Below are 17766 nucleotides of genomic sequence, written 5' to 3'. Positions count from 1 at the left end.
ACGGTGCTCCCGTGACGGGACCCCGCCCCCGCCGGCGCAGCCGGTTGCGGCGGATGCGGGACGACTGGTGGATCTACCTCTTCCTGCTCCCGACCCTGGTCGGATATGGGGCATACACGATCTACCCGCTCGTGGCGTCGTGGTGGTACGCCTTCCTCGACTGGCCGGGCTTCGCGGCAACGGGCACGTTCGTCGGGATCGAGAACTTCGACCGGCTGATGGACGACGAGCTGTTCTGGAACGCCTTCTGGAACTCGATCGTTTTCCTCGTCATCTCAGTGCCCCTGAGAGTAGGGCTCGCGCTGGCGCTGGCACTCGTGCTCAACCGTAAGAAGACCCCGTTCAAGGGGTTCTTCCGCACCCTGTTCTTCCTGCCCGTGGTGACCACGGGAGCCATCGTCGGCATCGTGTTCACCCTGTTGCTCGACGCCAGCGGCCCGGTGAGCGGGGCACTGGTCTGGTCCGGTCTGACGGACACACCGGTGAACTTCGCGGCCGAGGCGGAGACCTCGTTGTACAGCGGCATCGCCGTCTGGGTGTGGAAGTGGCTCGGCATCACGCTGATCTACTGGCTGGCGGCACTACAGACCATCCCGGCGGACGTGCACGAGGCCGCCATGATCGACGGTGCGGGCGCCTGGCGGGAGTTCCGGCACGTGACGCTGCCGATGCTGGTGCCGTTCCTCGTCATCATCACGCTGATCGACACGGTGGCCGCGCTCAACGTGTTCGACCTGATGCAGACCCTCACGGCCGGCGGCCCGTCCTTCTCATCCGAGGTGATCGAGATCTTCATCTTCCGCACAGCCTTCGGCGCCACCGTGCCGCAACTGGGCTACGCCTCGGCAGCAGCGGTGTTGTTCGGACTGCTGACGATGCTCATCGCCGTCGTCCAAGCGGTCGGTATCCGCTGGGCGCGACGCCGGACGGGGTCGGCATGATGGCCGCTGGCACCGACGTGGAGCCGCTCACCGCGCCGGAAAGCGTCGCCGCGAAGCCGCCGTTACGGTCGCGCCGAATCGGGCGCCCCCGGCCCGGCCAAGTCGGGACCGCCCTCGTCCTGGCCGTTTTGGCCGGACTGTGGATCTACCCGTTCGTCTGGCTGATCTCGGCGTCGCTGAAAACGTCCAGCGAGATCTTCGGCGGCGGCCTGGACCTGATACCGGAAGCACCGGTCTGGGAGAACTACTCCCGCGCCTGGACAGAAGTCGGGTTCGCGACGTACTTCGCCAACTCGGTGCTCATCACGGTAGGGACCGTGCTGCTGATCGTCGTGCGCAGCGCACTCGCCGGGTATGTGCTCGGCCGGTACGACTTCGTCGGCAAGAAGCTCCTCATCGGGATCTTCCTCGTGACGTTCTTCCTCCCGGAGGGGTACACGATCATCCCGATCACCCAGCTGACCGATCAGCTGGGGCTGCTCAACAGCCACATCGGGGTGATCCTCGGCCTCGGGGCCGGCGGGCAGATCGCCGCGACCCTGCTGTACGCCGGGTATTTCCGGCGGCTACCGAAGGAGCTGGAAGAATCCGCGCGCATCGACGGCGCGGGTCAGTTCACGATCTTCTTCCGGGTGATGCTCCCACTCGCCTGGCCCATCACCGCCACCGTCGTCATCCTCACGTTCCTGTTCGCCTGGAACGTCTATCTGCTGCCCCTGGTGTTCACGCTCAGTGAGCCGGAGCTGCGGACCCTCGCGGTCGGCATGACCGTCTTCGTGGGCGAGCAGAGCACCGACTGGTCCGGGATGGCCGCGGCGGCCGTGATCTCGCTGCTGCCGGTGATCGCCGTCTTCGTCGTCCTGCAACGCAAGTTCGTCGACAGCATCGCCGGAGCTGTCAAGCAATGACGGCAGCCATTTCCGTCAACAGCGGTGACCGTCAACAGCAAGCCGATCGGAGCCACATCACACATGACTGTTCCCACTCGTGAGGCCGTCGTCACCATCGACACGCACCGGCCCGTGGGCCACATCGACGACGACGTCTACGGCCACTTCCTGGAGTCCGCGTTCTTCGGCAACATCGACGGCGGTGTGTCCGACGAGGGCTCGCCACTGTCGATCAGCGAGCCCGGGCTCCTGCAGGGGCTGCGCGCCGACGTCCTGGAACTGTGCCGTGAGCTGGGCCCGGGACCGATCCGCTGGCCCGGAGGCAATTTCGCGTCGGCCTACCACTGGGAGGACGGCGTCGGCCCGCGCGACGCACGCCCGAGCCGGTTGGAGCTCGCCTGGGGGGACCGCGAGTCCAACCGCTTCGGCACCGACGAGTTCCTGGCCTGGTGCGAGGCGGTGGGCGCGGAGCCCTACCTGGTGCACTCGTGCCGTGACGTCGACGAGGCGGTGCGCTGGGTCGAGTACACCAATGCCGAGCGTGACACCGCACTGACCGGACGGCGGTCGGCGAACGGACGGAGCGAGCCTTGGGGGGTCCGTTACTGGGGCATCGGCAACGAGGTGTACGGCCGGTGGCAGATGGGCCACCGCAGTGCCGAGGAGTACGCCACAGCGGCCGGTGAACACGCCCGGTTCATGCGCGCGGTCGACCCGTCGATCCGGCTGGTCGGGGTCGGCATCCCATGGGATCAGGAGCAGTGGACCCGCCCGGTGCTCGCCCGCGCGGGCCGGTACCTCGATCACCTGTCGCTTCATCTCTACGGCGCGAGCACGCAGTTGTGGACCGGGGACGACTACGACGACGTGGCTGCCCAGTCGCTGTTCTTCGAGCAGCAGCTCGTCGCGTACTCACAGCTGGTCACGGCGATCTCCGCGGAGGTCGGGCTGGAAAGCCCGCCGGCGCTCACCCTCGACGAGTGGACGATGCGCCACCTCGAACCCGCCGTCTGGCCGGACCCGCAACCGGGTGCCAACGGCGGCACGGCGCCCCGCGACGTACCCGGCGTCGACGGATGGCCGGGACGCACCAGGGTGAATCGATGGAGCCCGCGGACGGTAGCCGACTCCGTCTTCTGCGCCGGAGTCCTGCACGCCATCCACCGCACCGCAGGGCTGCCCGCGCCGGTGGCGATGGCCAATCCGGTGAACCTGGTGAATGCCAACGGTCTGGTGGTGGCCCGGCCCGGCGGCGCGTTGCGTTCGGCGATCTACCATGTGTGGTCGCTGTACCGGCACCACACCGGCCGCACCGCGCTGGCGTCGTCGGTGGACGGACCCGCGCGGAACACGGCGGTCCGCCTGGGCGACAACCGCGGACCGGACGGCCGCCTGCTGACATCACCGATGACGGTTCCGCACCTCGACGTGTCGGCCACCCGGTCCGACGACGGCTCGGTCCGCGTCGCCGTCGTCAACCGGCACCGGGACGAGTCGGTGCGTACCCGGCTCGTGCTGGACGACTCCGCCGAGCAGACGCCACGCCGCGCCCGCGTGCGCACCCTCGGTGCCGACGTGTCCGACGTCCACGGGTTCAACGACCTGACCGCTCCCGACACGGTCGGGGTGCGCGACCTCGGCGAGATCGAGTCGGACGCGGGAACCTGGGTGGTCCCGCCGCATTCGGTGACCGTCCTGACGCTGGAGGACGGTGCACGATGAGCCAGCCCAACATCCTGCTGATCTGCACCGATCAGCAGCGATTCGACGCCGTCGGTGCCTACGGGAATCCGGACGTCGCCACGCCCAACCTCGACCGCCTCGCCGAACAGGGTGTGGTGTTCGACAACTGCTACGTGCAGAGTCCGGTGTGCGGCCCGTCCCGCGCGAGCCTCATGACCGGCCGCTACGTCCCGTCGCACGGGCTGCACGCCAACGGCGTCGACCTCGAACCGCACGAGGAGCTGTTCAGCCGAGGACTGGCCGACGCCGGTTACGACTGCGGGCTGGCAGGAAAGTTCCACCTCGGTGCCTGCCACGCCGGCCGCAGCGAACCCCGCCTCGACGACGGCTTCCGGATCTTCCGATGGGCGCACGACCCTTACCCGGGCTCGCCGGAGAACGCCTACCACCAGTGGCTCGAGGCACGGTTCCCGGACCTGTACGCGTCCGTGATGCGCGGCGGTGCCGGCGAGTACACCTGGGACACGGTGCCCACGGAGGCGCACTACAGCCACTGGATCGGCACCGAGACGATCGACTTCCTCCGCTCGTCCCGCGACGAGAGCAAGCCGTTCTTCTTCGTCGCGAACTTCTTCGATCCGCATCACGGTTTCGGCGCGCCGCGGGAGTACGTCGACCGTTACGACCCGGATGCGTTGTCGTCTCCGGTGACCCGCGACGGCGAACTCGACGGCAAGCCGCCGATCTTCGCCGATGCGTCCAAGGAGTCCTACGCCGGCCGGGCACGTGGGTACACCGACTACTCCGACGACGAGCTGATGCGCACCCGTGCCGCCTACTACGCCATGGTGTCGCTGGTCGACGACGAGGTCGGGCGCATTCTCGCCGCACTCGACGAAGCCGGCCTCGCCGACGACACGATCGTGGTCTTCACCAGTGACCACGGCGAGATGCTGGGCGATCACCAGCTGATGCTCAAAGGCCCGTTCATGTACGAGTGCGCCGTGCGCGTCCCGCTGATCGTGCGCTGGCCGGGAACCGCGGAGCCGGGCACCCGTCGCTCGGAACTGGTGCAGTGGATCGACCTCGCTCCGACGTTCCTGCAGGCCGCCGGTGTCGACGTGCCGACCCGGGTACAGGGCACGAGCCTGGCCGGGCTGATCGCGGGCACGGACGACGACTGGCGCGACTGGGCCCTGTGCCACTACCGCGACAGCGGCAACCCCTACGACCCGCCCGTGCACGTCACGATGCTGCGCCACGACCACTGGAAACTCGTCGTGCACCACGGCCCACCGAGCACCGCACGCGAGCGCACCGGCGAGTTGTACGATCTCGCCGCCGACCCGGCCGAACTGACGAACCTGTGGCACGACGACTCGCACCGCAGCGTCCGGACGGACCTGCAGGAGATGCTGATCGACGTCACGGTGGCCACCGAAGACCGCAGCAACCCACGGCTGGCGCCGTGGTGACCTCATCCCGCTACCGCCCGCCGAGGCGTGATCGTCGGGCGTTTACTACCGCTCTGGTGATCGTAGATCCCTGACGATCAGGCTCCGCTGCCGCGCTGCTCCCCCAGATCCCAGACGCGCTCGATGGGGCGCGGCTCGCCGTCGCCTGCCGCGGAGACGAACCCGTCGACGAACCGGCCGATGTGCGCCTGCCACCGCGCGTTCGCCGGATCGTCGGCCAGCGCACTCATCGCCGCGTCGAAGTCGTCGCATTCGACCAGGTGGAACAGGTCGCGCCCGCTACGCCAGATGGTCCACTCGTGGATGCCGACGCGGGCGAACGACGCCGCCAGGTCGTCGGGTATGCGCTGGTGGTTCTCGACATAGCCGGACTCCGAGCCCGGATGCAACACCGAGTGCAGGGCGACACGCATGCGGCTCTCCTCGCCATCGCGTTTCAAGGATGAACGCACCATATCGATCGCGGCGCCACCGGCAGCACACGTAGGAACGTTCCTACGGTTGACAGGTAGGAAACTCCCTACCTAATATCGCCGCCATGACGATCACCCGAGTACGCACGCTCAACGTACCCGTATCCGACCAGGACAAGGCCAAGACCTTCTACGTCGACACCCTCGGTTTCGACGTGCTCGCGGACAACGACATGGGCCCGACGCGCTGGCTGGAGGTCGCCCCACCCGGAGCGGAAACGTCCCTGGTGCTCGGCTCGCACGCCACCATGCCCCCTGGCAGCCAGAAAGGTGTCGTGCTGACGACCAGCGACGTCGACGGCGACTGTGCCCGGCTGCGCGCGGCCGGGGTCGAGCTCGAAGGCCCCGACGACATGCCATGGGGTCGCCAGGCCACCTTCCACGACCCCGACGGCAACGGTTTCGTTCTCGTACTGTCGACCGGGTGAACCCCGACCTGAACGACGACGTGTTCGCCGCGCTGGCCAGTCCGGTGCGGCGGGCGCTGCTGACCCTGCTGCTCGACGGCCCGCGGACGGTCAACGAGCTCGCGGCGCACTTCGACATGCGCCGGCCGAGCGTCTCCGAGCATCTCAAGGTGCTCCGCGACGCCGAACTCGTCAGCGAGCGCAGGGTCGGCCGCGAACGCCACTACAGCCTCGAGGCGGGGCCGCTGATGGAGCTGCAGGAATGGCTGCACCCGTACGAGCGGTTCTGGCGCGAACGCATGGCCGGCCTCCGTGACGTCCTGGAGGACATGTGACCGACGACGATCCGCGGACCATCCGGGTCGACGAGTTCCTGCCGCACCCGCCGCAGAAGGTGTGGCGGGCGCTGACCGACTCCGAGCTGATGGCGCGGTGGCTGATGCCCAACGACTTCGTGCTGCGGGTGGGCCATCGGTTCACCTTCCGCACCGACCCGATGCCGGCCGTCGGTTTCGGCGGGGTGTGCCACTCCGAGGTGCTCGACTTCGAGATCGAGAGGATGCTGCGCATCGCCTGGCGCGCCGCGCCGGAGGATCAGAGCTCCCTCGATTCGACCGTGACTTTCACTCTGGAGCCGGAAGGCACCGGGACGCGGCTGTTCGTGGTGCACGACGGGTTCGACCCCGACGACCCGTTGCAGGCGCTCTCGCGCCGCGCCATGGGTGGCGGATGGCTCGGCGTCGCCCGGCGGATCGACCGCGTCCTCGATCCCGCGTTCTCATGATCATCAACGGCGGCGCAGCTGCTCACCCAGGAACGCCAGCGCGGCCGGATAGGCGCTGAGCCGGTTCGCCCGCTTGGCCAGTCCGTGCCCCTCGTCCGGATAGACCTGCAGCGTGCAGGTGACGCCCTTCTCGTCGAGCGCGACCTTGATCTGCTGCGACTCGGACAGCGGCACCCGCGGGTCGTTCGCACCGTGGATCACGAACAACGGAGTGTCCATCGCGCGCACATGGGTCAGCGGCGACGCCGCACGCAGGAAGTCGCGGTCGCGCTCCAGGCTGCCGTACTCGCGCTCGCGGACCGCACGCCGGTAGTCCGACGTGTTCTCCAGGAAGCTGACCAGCGACGACATGCCGACGATGTCGACGCCCGCCGCCCACAGCCCGGGATGCATCGACAACGCCGCCAACACCATGTACCCGCCGTAGCTGCCGCCGTAGAGCGCGACCCGGTCCGGCTCACCGCGCACCGCGGGCACCCAGGAACGGATGTCCACCAGGTCGAGCACCGACTCCAGCCGCAGCCGGACGTCGTCCATCGAGTACCAGCGCTTGCCGTATCCGGTGGAGCCACGGACGTTGGGCACGACGACGACGTGGCCCGCGGCCGCGAGCGCCTGGTTGACCGCGCTGAACTGGCGCCGCGCCTGTGACTCCGGGCCGCCGTGGATGTTCACGACGACCGACCCGGCCAGCTCGGGTACCGGCTCCGGCGGCGTGTAGACGAAGCAGGGAATGCTCTCGCCGTCACGGGTCGGCACCCGCATGCTCGCCGGCTCCACCAGGGTGCGGCGCAGCTCCGGTGACATCTGGGCGGTGCCGTCCACCAGCGTGCGCACCGTTCCGCCGGCGGCGTCGACGATCACGACGGTGCCCGGTGTGGTCGGGCTGTTCAGCGCGACCGCGAGCCACGCCGCGTTCGGCGACCACGCCGTCGACACGACGCCCCGCCCCGGCAGCACCACCGGGACCAGCGGCTCGCCGTCGGGACCGTGGATGGTGAGCTCGTCCGCTCCGTCGACGTGGCGCGCGACCAGCAGCCGTGAACCGTCCGGCGACGGCAGCGCGGTGACGTCATGATCGTCGGCGGCGAGCAGCGTCGTCCACCGCCCCGCCGGGTCGACCGTCACGACCGAGCGGAAGTCCCGCCCGCGGTTGGACGACATCAGCACCGTCGACGTCCCGGGAAGCAGCTGCGCCGAGACGTGCATCGCGTGCTCGTCCGCATCCGTCACCTCGACGGTTCCGCCGTCGCGCACCAGCCGCACGTGGGTGGACCCCGGTTGCAGCGACGTCAGCGTCACCACGACCGTGTCGCCGTCGACGTCGACCTCGCCGACGTGCCCGCCGTCGTCGTAGACCACCCGTTCGGCGCCGGTGGCGAGATCGTGCACGACGACGTCGAAGTCGACCTTGTTCCGGCGGTTCGTCCGGTACACCACCCGGTCGGCGTCCACGTCGACGAGGGCGTGGATGAACTCCGGCTCGCGCGCCACCGGCTCGAGCGCGTCGAGGCCGACCGGCGACGACGGCAGCGGGTCCAGGTGCAGCAGCGACAGCTGCGAGCGCTCGTCGCCGTCGGTGTCGTGCTCCACGACGACGGTCCGGCGCCCGGGCACGTACCGGCCCGAGCACGCGCCCGGCAACGCCGTGAGCGGCGTGCGGTGCCCGTCCGGGCCGATCTCGACGACCTGTGTCGCACCGGTGGCGTCGGAGCCGGCCAGCACGCGACCGTCGTCGTCGACGTCGAACACGGTCCAGGTGTGCAGCTCGAGCAGATCGGTGATCACCGACTCGTCAGGGCGGGCCATGAGCAGCACCCTAACCGGCCGCGACCGGCGCGACGTTCACGAGGCCGGGCGCTGCTTCGCCACCCGCGCCGCGAGGATCCGCTCAACCAGCGGCGCCGGCAGCGGGTTCTCCGGTGTGAAGTGGATGGTCGCTCCGGACACCTTGTGCGTCCGTGTGATCTCGCTCTTCATCGAGGCCGCGAGCTCCGGGCTCATGGTGAAGAAGGACAGGTGCTTCGGCTGCGCCACGAGCCCCACCAGGTCGCGGTCGAGCGCGAAGATCACCGTGGTGCCGTACGAGATCCGTTCCCGCACCTCGGGGACGGTCGATTTGACGAGCTGTCGCAGCTCCTCCAGCGCGGTGCGGCGGTCGTCGGGCAGCCCGGCCAGGTACTCGTCGACAGCTGCGGGATCGTCTTTGGTCCGTGCCATCTCAGCCTCCTCGGGTCGTGCACGACATCCTGCGCACGTCCCGCGCGCGACGTCCACAGCCCGGACGGCTCGGCGAGAGCGTTCGTCGCCGCCCTGCTACGGTCATGTCACCGCCGATCATGTGCCCGAAATGTCCGGCTCGGTCGGCGCGGGGTGGACTGACTGGGGTCGATCGAGGGGGATGTCTCAATGCGCATGACCAACGGACGCCGGACGCGGCAGCTGTTGGCGGTAGGAATCGCCGCCGTGCTCGCGGTGTCGGCTTGTTCGAACGACTCGGGCGACGCGGGTGGTTCGGAGAGCTCCGGCGGAGAGAGCTCCGGGGAGGGCTCCGGCGGCGCGGGTAACGGCGACGACGGCGACGCTCCGCTGAGCTTCGATCCGGAACCTGCGTTCACGCTGACCGAGGACGCCCCACAGGGCGGGTGGCCGGCGGCGGTCCTGCACGGCGAGCTGGCATTCCTGGCGGACTGGGGCGCGCTGACCGTCCACGACGTCACCAGCGGCGAGACCGTCGCCCAGTTCGAACCCGAGCGGCCGTTGCTGTTCGACCCGGCCGGGATCGGCCCGTCGGACGCGTTCCTGTTCCCGCCGGCTCTGGTCGACGTCGATGGGGAGCCGGTGGTCCTGGCCGGGTTCGCGGTGGAACCGAGTACCGGCGCCGTGCAGTTCGACGTGGAGATCATCGCCGTCGACGCGGCCACCGGCGAGGAACGCTGGCGCTTCACCGCGCCCAACCCCACGCCGCGGCCACGCGTGCCGCAGAACGTGGCGTCCGTCGTCGTCCGCGGCGCCCACGACGGTGTCGCCGTCGTCGAGACCACCCGTGACGCCGCCGCGTCCACGACGTTCGGCCTGGCCCTCGACGACCCCGAGGTCGTGTGGACCGACGACGAGTTCGGCGTGTCCGGCGTGCACCAGGGCACCGCGGCGGGGCTCGGGGCGAACGGCACCTTGACCGCGGTCGACATCGTCACCGGTGAGCAGCTCTGGAAGGGCGACGAGCCGGCCGCGCACTCCGCCGAGCTGGCCGGGTACTCGGTGGGGCCGGCAGGTCCGTGGCTGAAGGTGTCGTCTGCCATGGAGGCGACCCGCTTCGTCAGCATCGAAGACCAGGAGGTCGCCTTCACCGCGGACGACGGCGTCAACGGCGCGATGTTCTGCCTGTCCGACGTGGACGCGTCCGTGGTGGTCTGTGTGGAGGACGACACCGAAGCCGTCGCCATGGACACCGAGAGCGGCGAGGTGTTGTGGCACGACGACTCGTGGGACGGGCGACTCAAGGGCCTCTGGCACGGGGCGGTGTACGTCGCGCGCGACGACGCGGCCGTGGTCGTCGACGCCCGCACCGGTGACGTCGTCAGCGAGGACGGCGGCGTCGCCCCGGCCGTGGTGAACGACCACGTGGGCATCGCCCAGGACGGCACCGACGTCAACGTCTACCCGGTGGCGGGCTGAGGCCCGGAGCCGCTTCCGTTGCGGCCGTCACCAGGCTTGTGCACGCGTCACGAGGCCCGCAGGGGTGGTGACGCATGGAATTCCATGGTGAACGTGGTCATTCCCGGGCAGCGCGTTGGGCGCGGCGCAACGCCTTGGACTCCGGGCTGTTGCCGCGCTTGTACGGGTCGTCCGGCCGGACGGCCAGTGTCGCGAGCTGCCGCGCGACACTCGCCAGCTGTTTCGACAGCCGGCCGGTGTTGTACTCGAGCCCGTACTTCTCCACCAGCCGGCGCACCTCGCGCGCGGCCTCCGGGTAGCGCCGCGCCGGGATGTCCGGGAACAGATGGTGCTCGATCTGGTAGCTGAGGTTGCCGGTCAGCAGGTGGAACAGCGGCGTCCCGGTGATGTTCGCCGAGCCGAGCAGCTGGCGCAGGTACCACTGCCCGCGGTTCTCGTTCTCCGCCTGCTCCTTGCTGAAGGTCTGCACGTCGGCGGGGAAATGGCCGCAGAAGATGACGTTGAACGACCAGATGTTGCGGATCACGTTGGCGACGATGTTGCCGCCGAGCACGGCCAGCGGCACCCACCAGGCGGTGAACGGGACGAGCGGCAGGCTCAGCGCCGGGTAGAGCAGGTAGTCCTTGAACACCTGGCGGCGGATCTTGCGCAGCGCCCGCTTCTTGCGGGCCTGGAACTCCTCCTTCGGCATCCGCCCGGCGAGGTACTCGTCCAGCTCGACACCGTGGTACATCACGCCCCACTCGAAGACGAGCATGAGCATGAACGCCAGCGGGAGATTGAAGCGGTGGCTCGGGTACCACGGCTGGTCGGCATCGATGCGGAACAGGTTGTACCCGATGTCGCGGTCCATGCCGTGCACGTTCGTGTACGTGTGGTGGATGTAGTTGTGGCCGTGCTTCCAGTCCTGCGCCGGCGCCACGATGTCCCACTCGTAGCGCTTGCCGTCGACCATCGGGTCGTTCATCCAGTCGTACTGACCGTGCATGACGTTGTGCCCGATCTCCATGTTCTCGAGGATCTTGGCGAGGCCGAGCAGGGCGATGCCGACGACGAAGACCGGCCAGTAGAACGGGAAGAACAGCCCGATCCGGCCGAGCACCTCGAACGCCCGCTGCACCCGGATGACCCGCCGGATGTAGTCGGCGTCGCGCTGGCCGAGATCGTTCAGGATGCGCTGGCGCACGTCGTCCAGCTCGGAACCGAAATCCTCGAGCTGCTCGTAGGTCATGTAGTCCAGGCCGACGGTGGAGCGCTTACCGGCGTCCTCCCCCACCAGCGGCTCCGGCGCCTTGTTGTGGTCGGTCGCGCTCAGCCGCTCGACCGGTGCGGGTTTACGTCTCCTGGTGAACATCGCTGCCTCTCGTCGGTTCGCAGATCGGGCTCGCAGGTCGGCTCACTAAGTCGGCTCTCACAGGTCAGCTCAGAGGGCCACGTTCACGTCGCCGACCGGCACGTTCACGCAGATCTTGATGGTCTCGTCGGTGTTGGCGCCGACCGCGCCGCTGATGACGTGGCGGACCGCGCCGTGGTTCTTGCGCGTCGCGCAGGTGTTGCACACGCCCATGCGGCAGCCGAACGCGGGCGTCAGCCCGGCGGCCTCGGCCTGCTCGAGGATGGTGGCGCCGGAGTTCTCCGCGCTGGCGACGCTGTCTTCGAAAGTCAGCGTGCCGGTGGCGTCGGCGGCGTCCGGGTCGACGCTCGGCACCTTGAAGTACTCGGTGTGCAGCATGGCGCCGGCGCCGAGCTCGTCGTACGCGGCCCGCACGGCGGCGATCAGCCCGGCCGGTCCGCAGACGTAGCTCGGCGTCCGAGCCGGGTCCACGCCCACCTGCTCGAGGTGCTCGGCGGTGAACCGCCCGGACGGGCCGCCGCGCGCCGCGTCCTCGGGCCGACGGGTGTAGACGCGGTGGATTCGCGCCGACGGCATCGCCGCGGCGATCTCTTCGAGCTCGTCGGCGAACATCTCGTCCGCGCGGGACCGGGCGTAGTGCAGGAACGTCACCCGGCCGCGGTGGCCGGTGTCGCGCAGCGTCCGCAGCATCGACATCACCGGCGTGATGCCGCTGCCGCCGCTGAGCAGCAGCAGGTCGTCCGGCACCGGACTGGGCAGCACGAACTCGCCCTCGGCCTGTGACAGGTGGACGAGAGTGCCCGGCCGGAGCCGGTGGTGCAGGAACTGCGAGACGTAGCCGTCCGGATGCGCCTTGACGGACACGCTGAACCGGTTGCCCGGCCGCGCGCCCGAGCTGGAGACGGAGAAGCAGCGGATCTTGCGGGTGCCGTTCACCTCGACACCGAACTGGACGTGCTGGCCGGGACGGAACCCCGACCATGCGCCGTTCGCGCGCAGCACCACCGTGCTCGCCTGGCCGGTCTCGCGCCGGACGTCGACGACTCGCGCGCGCACCAGCGCCACCGTGAGCATCGGGTGCACCTGCTCGAGGTAGTGGTCGACGGTGTGCGGCGACGTGAGGCTCGCGACGGCACGCGAGCCGAGTGCACGGCGGATGATGCCGATCGCGACCTCCCGCGGGGCTTGAGTGTACGCCTGTACACTCACATAGTGATCGGACGTGACAAACGGCGCAAGTGCCACCGTGCGTGACGTCGCCCACGGTGGACAGATGTGCACTGTTGACGACGGCATCTACGCTGTTGGGCATGGCCGGAGTCGGTGTCGCGCCCGAATCACGACAGGAGCGGAAGGAACGCACCCACGATGCGATCCTGCGCTCGGCCCTCGAGCTGAGTGGCCGGCACGGCTTCGCCCAGCTCAGCCTGCGCCAGGTCGCCCGGCACGCGGGCGTGGTCCCCACCGCCTTCTACCGGCACTTCGACTCGATGGACCAACTCGGGCTGGCACTGGTCGAGCAGTCGTTCGCGACGCTGCGCCGCATGATCCGCGACGCCCAGCGCGACCCCCACGTCTTCGACAACATCATCGACGCGTCGGCCGAGATCCTGGTCGAGACCGTCAAGCAGAACAAGGCCGACTTCGCCTTCGTCGCCCGAGAGCGCGTCGGCGGTTCACCCACCGTGCGGCGCGCCATCCGGCACGAACTGGACCTGTTCGTCAGCGAGCTGGCCGTGGTTCTGGCGCGGCTGCCGAACATCGAGACGTGGAGCAGCGACGACGTCCGGATGGTGGCGCGGCTGTTCGTCCGCAACATGGTCGCCAACGCCGAGGAGATCGTCGAGATCCCCGACGGCCGCACCGATCTGGAGGACGAGATCAAGGACGGCGCACGTCGCCAGATGCGGCTGATCGTCATCGGCTTCCGCGACTGGCGCTCCTGAGGGACGTAACGTCGCTGCCATGACGTCCGCGTACGACCCGAGCACCGTGACCGCGAAGGACCGTGAGCTCCTGCGGCGTTGTGTGAACCTCGCCCGCGAGGCTCTCGACGCCGGCGACGAACCGTTCGGCTCGCTGCTCGTCGACGACCACGACACCGTCCGCTTCGCCGACCGCAACCGGGTCGCCGGCGGTGACGCCACCCGGCATCCGGAGTTCGCCATCGCCAGGTGGGCTGCCGCTCACCTGACCCCCGAACAGCGACGCGCAAGCACCGTCTACACCTCCGGCGAACACTGCCCGATGTGCAGCGCCGCGCACGCCTGGGTGGGGCTCGGCCGCATCGTTTACGCCGCGAGCACCGAACAGCTGACCGGGTGGCGCAAGGACTGGGGGTTCGAGCCGACCGGTCCGGTCGCACCGCTGCCGATCACCGTCGTCGCGCCGGGCACCCCGGTCGCCGGTCCCGAGCCGGCACTCACCGCGGAAATCCGCTCGCTGCACGCCCGGATGCTCGGCATCGACACCACGGACTAGGGCGTGCTGCGGGCAAGCAGTCCGTCGACGACGCGCGGCAGGCCGGCCGCGAACCACCGGGCGACGTCGTCGTGGCCGTCCGCGCCGCTGGCGGTGGTGTTCTGGGCGATCCACGGGTGGCGGCGGTCGCGGCCGGTGCGTTCGGCGCGACGGTGCTGCGCCGCCCACCACGCGGCGTACGTCACGCCGTGCGCACGGGTCTCGTGCTGCTCGGAGGTGAGCAGCCGCGCCATGCCCTGGACGTAGGCGCTCAGCGCGATGTAGCGGTCGAAGGCGTCCGCGGGGTCGAGTCCGTGCCGCACGAAAGCGTCGATCACGTCGCCGGCGTGCTCGAGGACGGCCGGCTCGACCGGTGGCCGGCTGCTGGCCAGCACGGAGACCAGCCACGGATGCCGCTCGTACCTGCGCCACTCCGACTGCGCGAGCGCCACGATCCTCGCCGCGCTCCCCGGCGCCATCGCCGATGGATCGCGGCGGGGCCGGGACAGGACGTGTTGCGTCATCGCGGCGACCAGCCGGTCCCGGCTGCCGATCAGCCGCTCGACCCTGACCGGCGACGCGCCCGTGTGTCGCGCCACGGATCGCAGCGTGACGGATTCGATGCCCTGACGATCCGCCAGTGCCACCGCCGCCTCGACCAGATCGTCGACGGTCACCGGGGTCGACGTGCTCGCGGCCTCCGATGCCCACGCACCGGTCACGTCGCCGTGCCGCGGCGCGGACCGGCCACGATCACGGCGACGCCGGTACGCGCGCGCCTGGCACGCTCGCGAGCAGTACCGGCGGGGACGGCCTGTGCCGGCCGGGGACGGCAACTCGTCCTGACATTCGGCGCAATCCATCCCGGCAGCCTTTCGTCACATCGACCCGATGTGACGAAACTACTGGGTCGTCGGAGCATTCGCCATCAGCGTGGAACCATGATCGAGCAGAGAGGACCGACACCATGACGTCCACGACACGCCCGCGCATCGAGGCCAGGCAGGCCACCACCGCCGAGGCCGACACCGTCGTCGCCGCGTGCCTCGAGGCGTTCGCCGACGAAGCCGTGTTCACATGGGTGCTCCCCGACCCGGAGCAGCGCCGTCTCCGTGCGGACGAGTTCTTCGACGTCCCGCTGCGCGCCGCCATCGACGCCGGAAACGTCCTCGTCGCCGTCACCGACGACGGCCACGTCGCCGGTGCGTCGGTGTGGCTCGACAGCAACGGCGGGGACGCCGAGCCGTCTCAGACACAGCCTCCTGCCGAGGACGACCCGGTGGCCAACCGCCTCGTTCTGGTCGCGGAGGCGACGGCCGCCGCACATCCGCGCACGTCACACCTCTTCCTGTCGTCCATGGCCGCGCTGCCCGCCTACCGCGGACACGGTGTGGGGACCGCGATGCTCACCGTTGCGCTGCACCGCGCCGACCGGCAGGCCAGGCCCGTCTACCTGGAAGCGTCGACGCCGCGCAGCCGGGACCTCTACGCGCGGTTCGGGTTCCGCGACCACGGGCCGGCGATCCACCTCCCGTACGACGGTCCGACGCTGCAGCCGATGTACCGGCCCGCTACGCGGGACTGACCCGGCGGTGGGATCACGGCTCGGCGGTGTAGATCAGCACCTGGGTGCCGGCGCCCTCGTCTGAGTCGTCCGGAGCGGCGTAGAGGGTGAGCTCCGTACTGTCGCCGCGGGTCTCGACGTCGATGTCCGTCGGGTTGCGGGTGATCACGTGGCCGGCCGCCGACCACAGCTGCAGCGGCACCTCGTGCCGGATCCGGTGCCCGTCCCGCAGGTCGATCATGGCGAACCCGCCGAGCTCGTAACCGGCGTCCGCGCCGGGCTGGGCCGGAAGGCCGGTCACGCCCGAGCAGAGCGTCTTGCGGGCGGCGACGTACTCGCAGTCCTGATAGTCCAGGAAGTGGTTCTCGTTGAGCCAGGTGTCCTTCTGCTTGCCCTTGACGTTCCATTCGTAGAACCGTCGCGATCCCCAGGACTGGCCCACCAGCCGCCCGGTCGCCTGGTCCATGACCACGCCACCGACGTGGTCGTCCACACCGAACATCCGGGTCACCTCGTAGGTGTCCAGGTCGACGCGGTAGATGTCCGCGGAACTGTCCGGGCGGTACTCCGCGACCGGAAGGTAGAGCGCGTCGCCGTGGACGTCGAGACCGCCCGGGTGGTACCGGTGCCCGTCCGAGATCTCGATGTCGCGCAGCAGGTTGCCCTCGCGATCGAGCACGAACAGGTGCCCGACGCCCCGGCCCGGGCTACGGTCGTAACCATCGATCGGCTCCGGATAGCGCTGCGTCGGCTCGATGATCTCGACCGAGGACAGGTAGATCCGGTCGCCCACCACCTCCATCGCCTGCGGGTGATACGTCTCGAAGTCCAGGTCGACGGTGTCGGCGTGGACCCATTCGGTGCCGCGATCGACCCGGTCGAACGCTGCGACCAGCGGTTCGTCACGGCCCTTCGCCCGGACGTCGTCGGTCGATGCCGTGGACGTGGCGACGGCGGCCACGCCGACGACCAGGGCCGTCGTGCCAGCGAGAGCGGCGAGGCGTATCTTCATGGGCCGGATGCTAGCCGGGCCACGGATGCCGCTGCGCGACCGCGCGTCGACAGGCGCTGGAACCCTCCGCGAACCGGACGTGGCGTCCCGGTGATCACGCCGGCGCCGACTCCGGCACGGCGCCATCCCCGTCCGGGACGGGACGCGGCAAGCGCCGTTCGGCGGAGTCGATGTAGTCGTGCAGGGCTGGCCCTGATGTACGGCATCCTGGACGGCTTCCTCCAGGGCACCGCGCTGCTCACCGCCGCGGGTGTCGACGCCGCCGCATTCACGCCGGTCGCGAGCGGCGGACTCGCGACCGTCGCGAGCTGGCTGCCCGGGTATGCCCGGCAGATCGACGAGGGCGCATACGCGGCTGCGGACTCCACCATGGACACCCACCTGGCAGCGATCGACCACCTCGTCCACGAGAGCGAATCGCTCGGCGTCAGCACCGAGTTTCCGCGATTCGTCAAGGCCCTGGCGGACCGGGCCATAGCAGACGGGCACGGCGGCAACGGCTACCCGGCGCTGATCGAGCAGTTCCGCAAGCCCGCGGGAGACCGGCCATGACCGGCGGTCTCCCCCACTGCGGCAGGAATATTCGGCACCCGTTCGGATCTTGGCTCCACACATGACCACCACACAGTTCAGCCCGTACGCACTGCTCGCCGAGAGCCGCCTCGGCGTCCTGGCGACCATCAAGTCGGACGGGCGCCCGCAGCTGTCACCGGTGACGCCGTTCTACGACCAGGAGGCCGGCGTCATCCTCGTGTCGATCACGGAAGGGCGGGCGAAGACCGCGAACCTGCGCCGGGACCCGCGCGCCACGCTCGAGGTCACCAGCCCTGACGGCTGGGCCTGGGCCACCGCCGAGGGCACGGCGACGCTCACCGGACCGAGCACCGACCCGCACGGCCCGGAGGTCGAGGCGCTGGTCGACTACTACCGCCGGGCCGCCGGAGAACACCCGGACTGGGACGAGTACCGGTCGGTGATGGTCTCCGACCGCAGGGTGCTGATGACGATGACAGTGGATCACGTCTACGGCGCCAAGATCCGCTGA

Annotated in this window: 20 protein-coding genes; 13 read left to right on the top strand and 7 right to left on the bottom strand. The window is 69.7% G+C overall.

The genetic code is table 11. The features are described 5' to 3' along the window. Positions 1-11 precede the first annotated feature (11 nt). The 4 genes from CLV30_RS03805 (at position 12) to CLV30_RS03790 (ending at position 4989) form a co-directional block, all read left to right on the top strand. Complete coding sequence (locus tag CLV30_RS03805) at positions 12-941, top strand: carbohydrate ABC transporter permease (RefSeq protein ID WP_205740453.1); 930 nt, start codon at positions 12-14, stop codon at positions 939-941. After that, the gene (locus CLV30_RS03800; RefSeq protein WP_106535846.1) at positions 941-1849 is read left to right on the top strand and encodes a carbohydrate ABC transporter permease; all 909 of its coding nucleotides are present in this window, start codon (positions 941-943) and stop codon (positions 1847-1849) included. Before CLV30_RS03805 ends, CLV30_RS03800 begins: the two co-directional genes overlap by 1 nt. A gap of 63 nt (positions 1850-1912) precedes the next feature. Next, complete coding sequence (locus CLV30_RS03795) at positions 1913-3553, top strand: alpha-L-arabinofuranosidase C-terminal domain-containing protein (protein WP_106536059.1); 1641 nt, start codon at positions 1913-1915, stop codon at positions 3551-3553. Further along, entirely contained in the window at positions 3550-4989 is a 1440-nt protein-coding gene (locus CLV30_RS03790) for a sulfatase family protein (RefSeq protein WP_106535845.1), read from the top strand. Before CLV30_RS03795 ends, CLV30_RS03790 begins: the two co-directional genes overlap by 4 nt. Positions 4990-5066: 77 nt before the next feature. Here CLV30_RS03790 and CLV30_RS03785 read toward each other — a convergent pair whose 3' ends face one another. Beyond that, the gene (locus CLV30_RS03785) at positions 5067-5402 is read right to left on the bottom strand and encodes an L-rhamnose mutarotase (RefSeq protein ID WP_106535844.1); all 336 of its coding nucleotides are present in this window, start codon (positions 5400-5402) and stop codon (positions 5067-5069) included. A 125-nt stretch (positions 5403-5527) separates the two neighbouring features. Between CLV30_RS03785 and CLV30_RS03780 the strand changes: the two genes are divergently transcribed. From CLV30_RS03780 to CLV30_RS03770, 3 genes are read left to right on the top strand one after another with little or no spacing between them, the layout of a single operon-like run. After that, entirely contained in the window at positions 5528-5890 is a 363-nt protein-coding gene (locus CLV30_RS03780) for a VOC family protein (RefSeq protein WP_106535843.1), read from the top strand. Then, a complete protein-coding gene (locus tag CLV30_RS03775; RefSeq protein ID WP_240723151.1) occupies positions 5887-6204 on the top strand; it encodes an ArsR/SmtB family transcription factor in 318 nt (105 codons plus the stop codon). Before CLV30_RS03780 ends, CLV30_RS03775 begins: the two co-directional genes overlap by 4 nt. After that, positions 6201-6653 carry an SRPBCC family protein gene (locus CLV30_RS03770; protein WP_106535841.1) on the top strand — a complete coding sequence of 151 codons (453 nt, stop codon included), beginning with the start codon at positions 6201-6203 and terminating at the stop codon, positions 6651-6653. The genes CLV30_RS03775 and CLV30_RS03770 overlap by 4 nt, the downstream gene beginning before the upstream one ends. A gap of 3 nt (positions 6654-6656) precedes the next feature. Here the strand turns inward: CLV30_RS03770 and CLV30_RS03765 are convergent, their stop codons facing one another. Both CLV30_RS03765 and CLV30_RS03760 read right to left on the bottom strand, forming a co-directional pair. Further along, complete coding sequence (locus CLV30_RS03765) at positions 6657-8462, bottom strand: S9 family peptidase (protein ID WP_106536058.1); 1806 nt, start codon at positions 8460-8462, stop codon at positions 6657-6659. Between the two features lie 36 nt (positions 8463-8498). Next, positions 8499-8873 carry an iron chaperone gene (locus CLV30_RS03760; RefSeq protein WP_106535840.1) on the bottom strand — a complete coding sequence of 125 codons (375 nt, stop codon included), beginning with the start codon at positions 8871-8873 and terminating at the stop codon, positions 8499-8501. Positions 8874-9062: 189 nt separating this feature from the next. On the opposite strand from CLV30_RS03760, the gene CLV30_RS03755 reads away from it, so the two are divergent. Beyond that, entirely contained in the window at positions 9063-10331 is a 1269-nt protein-coding gene (locus tag CLV30_RS03755) for an outer membrane protein assembly factor BamB family protein (RefSeq protein ID WP_106535839.1), read from the top strand. 97 nt (positions 10332-10428) lie between these two features. On the opposite strand, the gene CLV30_RS03750 is transcribed toward CLV30_RS03755, so the two are convergent. Together CLV30_RS03750 and CLV30_RS03745 are read right to left on the bottom strand one after the other, a co-directional pair. Further along, the gene (locus tag CLV30_RS03750) at positions 10429-11562 is read right to left on the bottom strand and encodes a fatty acid desaturase family protein (RefSeq protein ID WP_165358452.1); all 1134 of its coding nucleotides are present in this window, start codon (positions 11560-11562) and stop codon (positions 10429-10431) included. Between the two features lie 192 nt (positions 11563-11754). Continuing rightward, on the bottom strand, positions 11755-12894 hold the full coding sequence (locus CLV30_RS03745) for a ferredoxin reductase (RefSeq protein ID WP_205740454.1): 1140 nt from the start codon (positions 12892-12894) through the stop codon (positions 11755-11757). A 101-nt stretch (positions 12895-12995) separates the two neighbouring features. Between CLV30_RS03745 and CLV30_RS03740 the strand changes: the two genes are divergently transcribed. Further along, entirely contained in the window at positions 12996-13631 is a 636-nt protein-coding gene (locus CLV30_RS03740) for a TetR family transcriptional regulator (RefSeq protein WP_106535836.1), read from the top strand. Between the two features lie 19 nt (positions 13632-13650). Next, positions 13651-14166, top strand: coding sequence for a nucleoside deaminase (locus CLV30_RS03735; protein WP_106535835.1), 516 nt, complete (start codon positions 13651-13653; stop codon positions 14164-14166). Here the strand turns inward: CLV30_RS03735 and CLV30_RS03730 are convergent. Continuing rightward, positions 14163-14822, bottom strand: a complete 660-nt coding sequence (locus CLV30_RS03730; RefSeq protein ID WP_165358436.1) for a TetR/AcrR family transcriptional regulator — start codon at positions 14820-14822, stop codon at positions 14163-14165. The genes CLV30_RS03735 and CLV30_RS03730 overlap by 4 nt on opposite strands. 290 nt (positions 14823-15112) lie before the next feature. Between CLV30_RS03730 and CLV30_RS03725 the strand changes: the two genes are divergently transcribed. After that, positions 15113-15730 carry a GNAT family N-acetyltransferase gene (locus CLV30_RS03725; protein ID WP_165358437.1) on the top strand — a complete coding sequence of 206 codons (618 nt, stop codon included), beginning with the start codon at positions 15113-15115 and terminating at the stop codon, positions 15728-15730. Positions 15731-15743: 13 nt separating this feature from the next. Here the strand turns inward: CLV30_RS03725 and CLV30_RS03720 are convergent, their stop codons facing one another. Beyond that, positions 15744-16721, bottom strand: coding sequence for a DUF6454 family protein (locus CLV30_RS03720; protein ID WP_106535833.1), 978 nt, complete (start codon positions 16719-16721; stop codon positions 15744-15746). A gap of 90 nt (positions 16722-16811) precedes the next feature. Here CLV30_RS03720 and CLV30_RS03715 point away from each other — a divergent pair, with 90 nt between their 5' ends. After that, entirely contained in the window at positions 16812-17273 is a 462-nt protein-coding gene (locus tag CLV30_RS03715) for an imine reductase family protein (protein ID WP_338068478.1), read from the top strand. A gap of 61 nt (positions 17274-17334) precedes the next feature. After that, on the top strand, positions 17335-17766 hold the full coding sequence (locus CLV30_RS03710; RefSeq protein ID WP_106535831.1) for a PPOX class F420-dependent oxidoreductase: 432 nt from the start codon (positions 17335-17337) through the stop codon (positions 17764-17766).

The organism is Haloactinopolyspora alba, from assembly GCF_003014555.1.
GTDB lineage: Bacteria > Actinomycetota > Actinomycetes > Jiangellales > Jiangellaceae > Haloactinopolyspora > Haloactinopolyspora alba.
The sequence above is the reverse complement of the archived record's forward strand: the minus strand, read 5'-3'. Positions and strand labels throughout refer to the sequence as shown.

Bases quoted from the DNA above. Each gene is read 5' to 3' on its own strand.
- CLV30_RS03765 (WP_106536058.1), bottom strand. From the start codon at position 8,462: ATGGCCCGCCCTGACGAGTCGGTGATCACCGATCTGCTCGAGCTGCAC.
- CLV30_RS03740 (WP_106535836.1), top strand. From the start codon at position 12,996: ATGGCCGGAGTCGGTGTCGCGCCCGAATCACGACAGGAGCGGAAGGAA.
- CLV30_RS03710 (WP_106535831.1), top strand. From the start codon at position 17,335: ATGACCACCACACAGTTCAGCCCGTACGCACTGCTCGCCGAGAGCCGC.
- CLV30_RS03785 (WP_106535844.1), bottom strand. From the start codon at position 5,402: ATGCGTGTCGCCCTGCACTCGGTGTTGCATCCGGGCTCGGAGTCCGGC.
- CLV30_RS03790 (WP_106535845.1), top strand. From the start codon at position 3,550: ATGAGCCAGCCCAACATCCTGCTGATCTGCACCGATCAGCAGCGATTC.
- CLV30_RS03800 (WP_106535846.1), top strand. From the start codon at position 941: ATGGCCGCTGGCACCGACGTGGAGCCGCTCACCGCGCCGGAAAGCGTC.
- CLV30_RS03735 (WP_106535835.1), top strand. From the start codon at position 13,651: ATGACGTCCGCGTACGACCCGAGCACCGTGACCGCGAAGGACCGTGAG.
- CLV30_RS03720 (WP_106535833.1), bottom strand. From the start codon at position 16,721: ATGAAGATACGCCTCGCCGCTCTCGCTGGCACGACGGCCCTGGTCGTC.
- CLV30_RS03760 (WP_106535840.1), bottom strand. From the start codon at position 8,873: ATGGCACGGACCAAAGACGATCCCGCAGCTGTCGACGAGTACCTGGCC.
- CLV30_RS03780 (WP_106535843.1), top strand. From the start codon at position 5,528: ATGACGATCACCCGAGTACGCACGCTCAACGTACCCGTATCCGACCAG.
- CLV30_RS03725 (WP_165358437.1), top strand. From the start codon at position 15,113: ATGACGTCCACGACACGCCCGCGCATCGAGGCCAGGCAGGCCACCACC.
- CLV30_RS03795 (WP_106536059.1), top strand. From the start codon at position 1,913: ATGACTGTTCCCACTCGTGAGGCCGTCGTCACCATCGACACGCACCGG.
- CLV30_RS03750 (WP_165358452.1), bottom strand. From the start codon at position 11,562: ATGACCTACGAGCAGCTCGAGGATTTCGGTTCCGAGCTGGACGACGTG.
- CLV30_RS03755 (WP_106535839.1), top strand. From the start codon at position 9,063: ATGCGCATGACCAACGGACGCCGGACGCGGCAGCTGTTGGCGGTAGGA.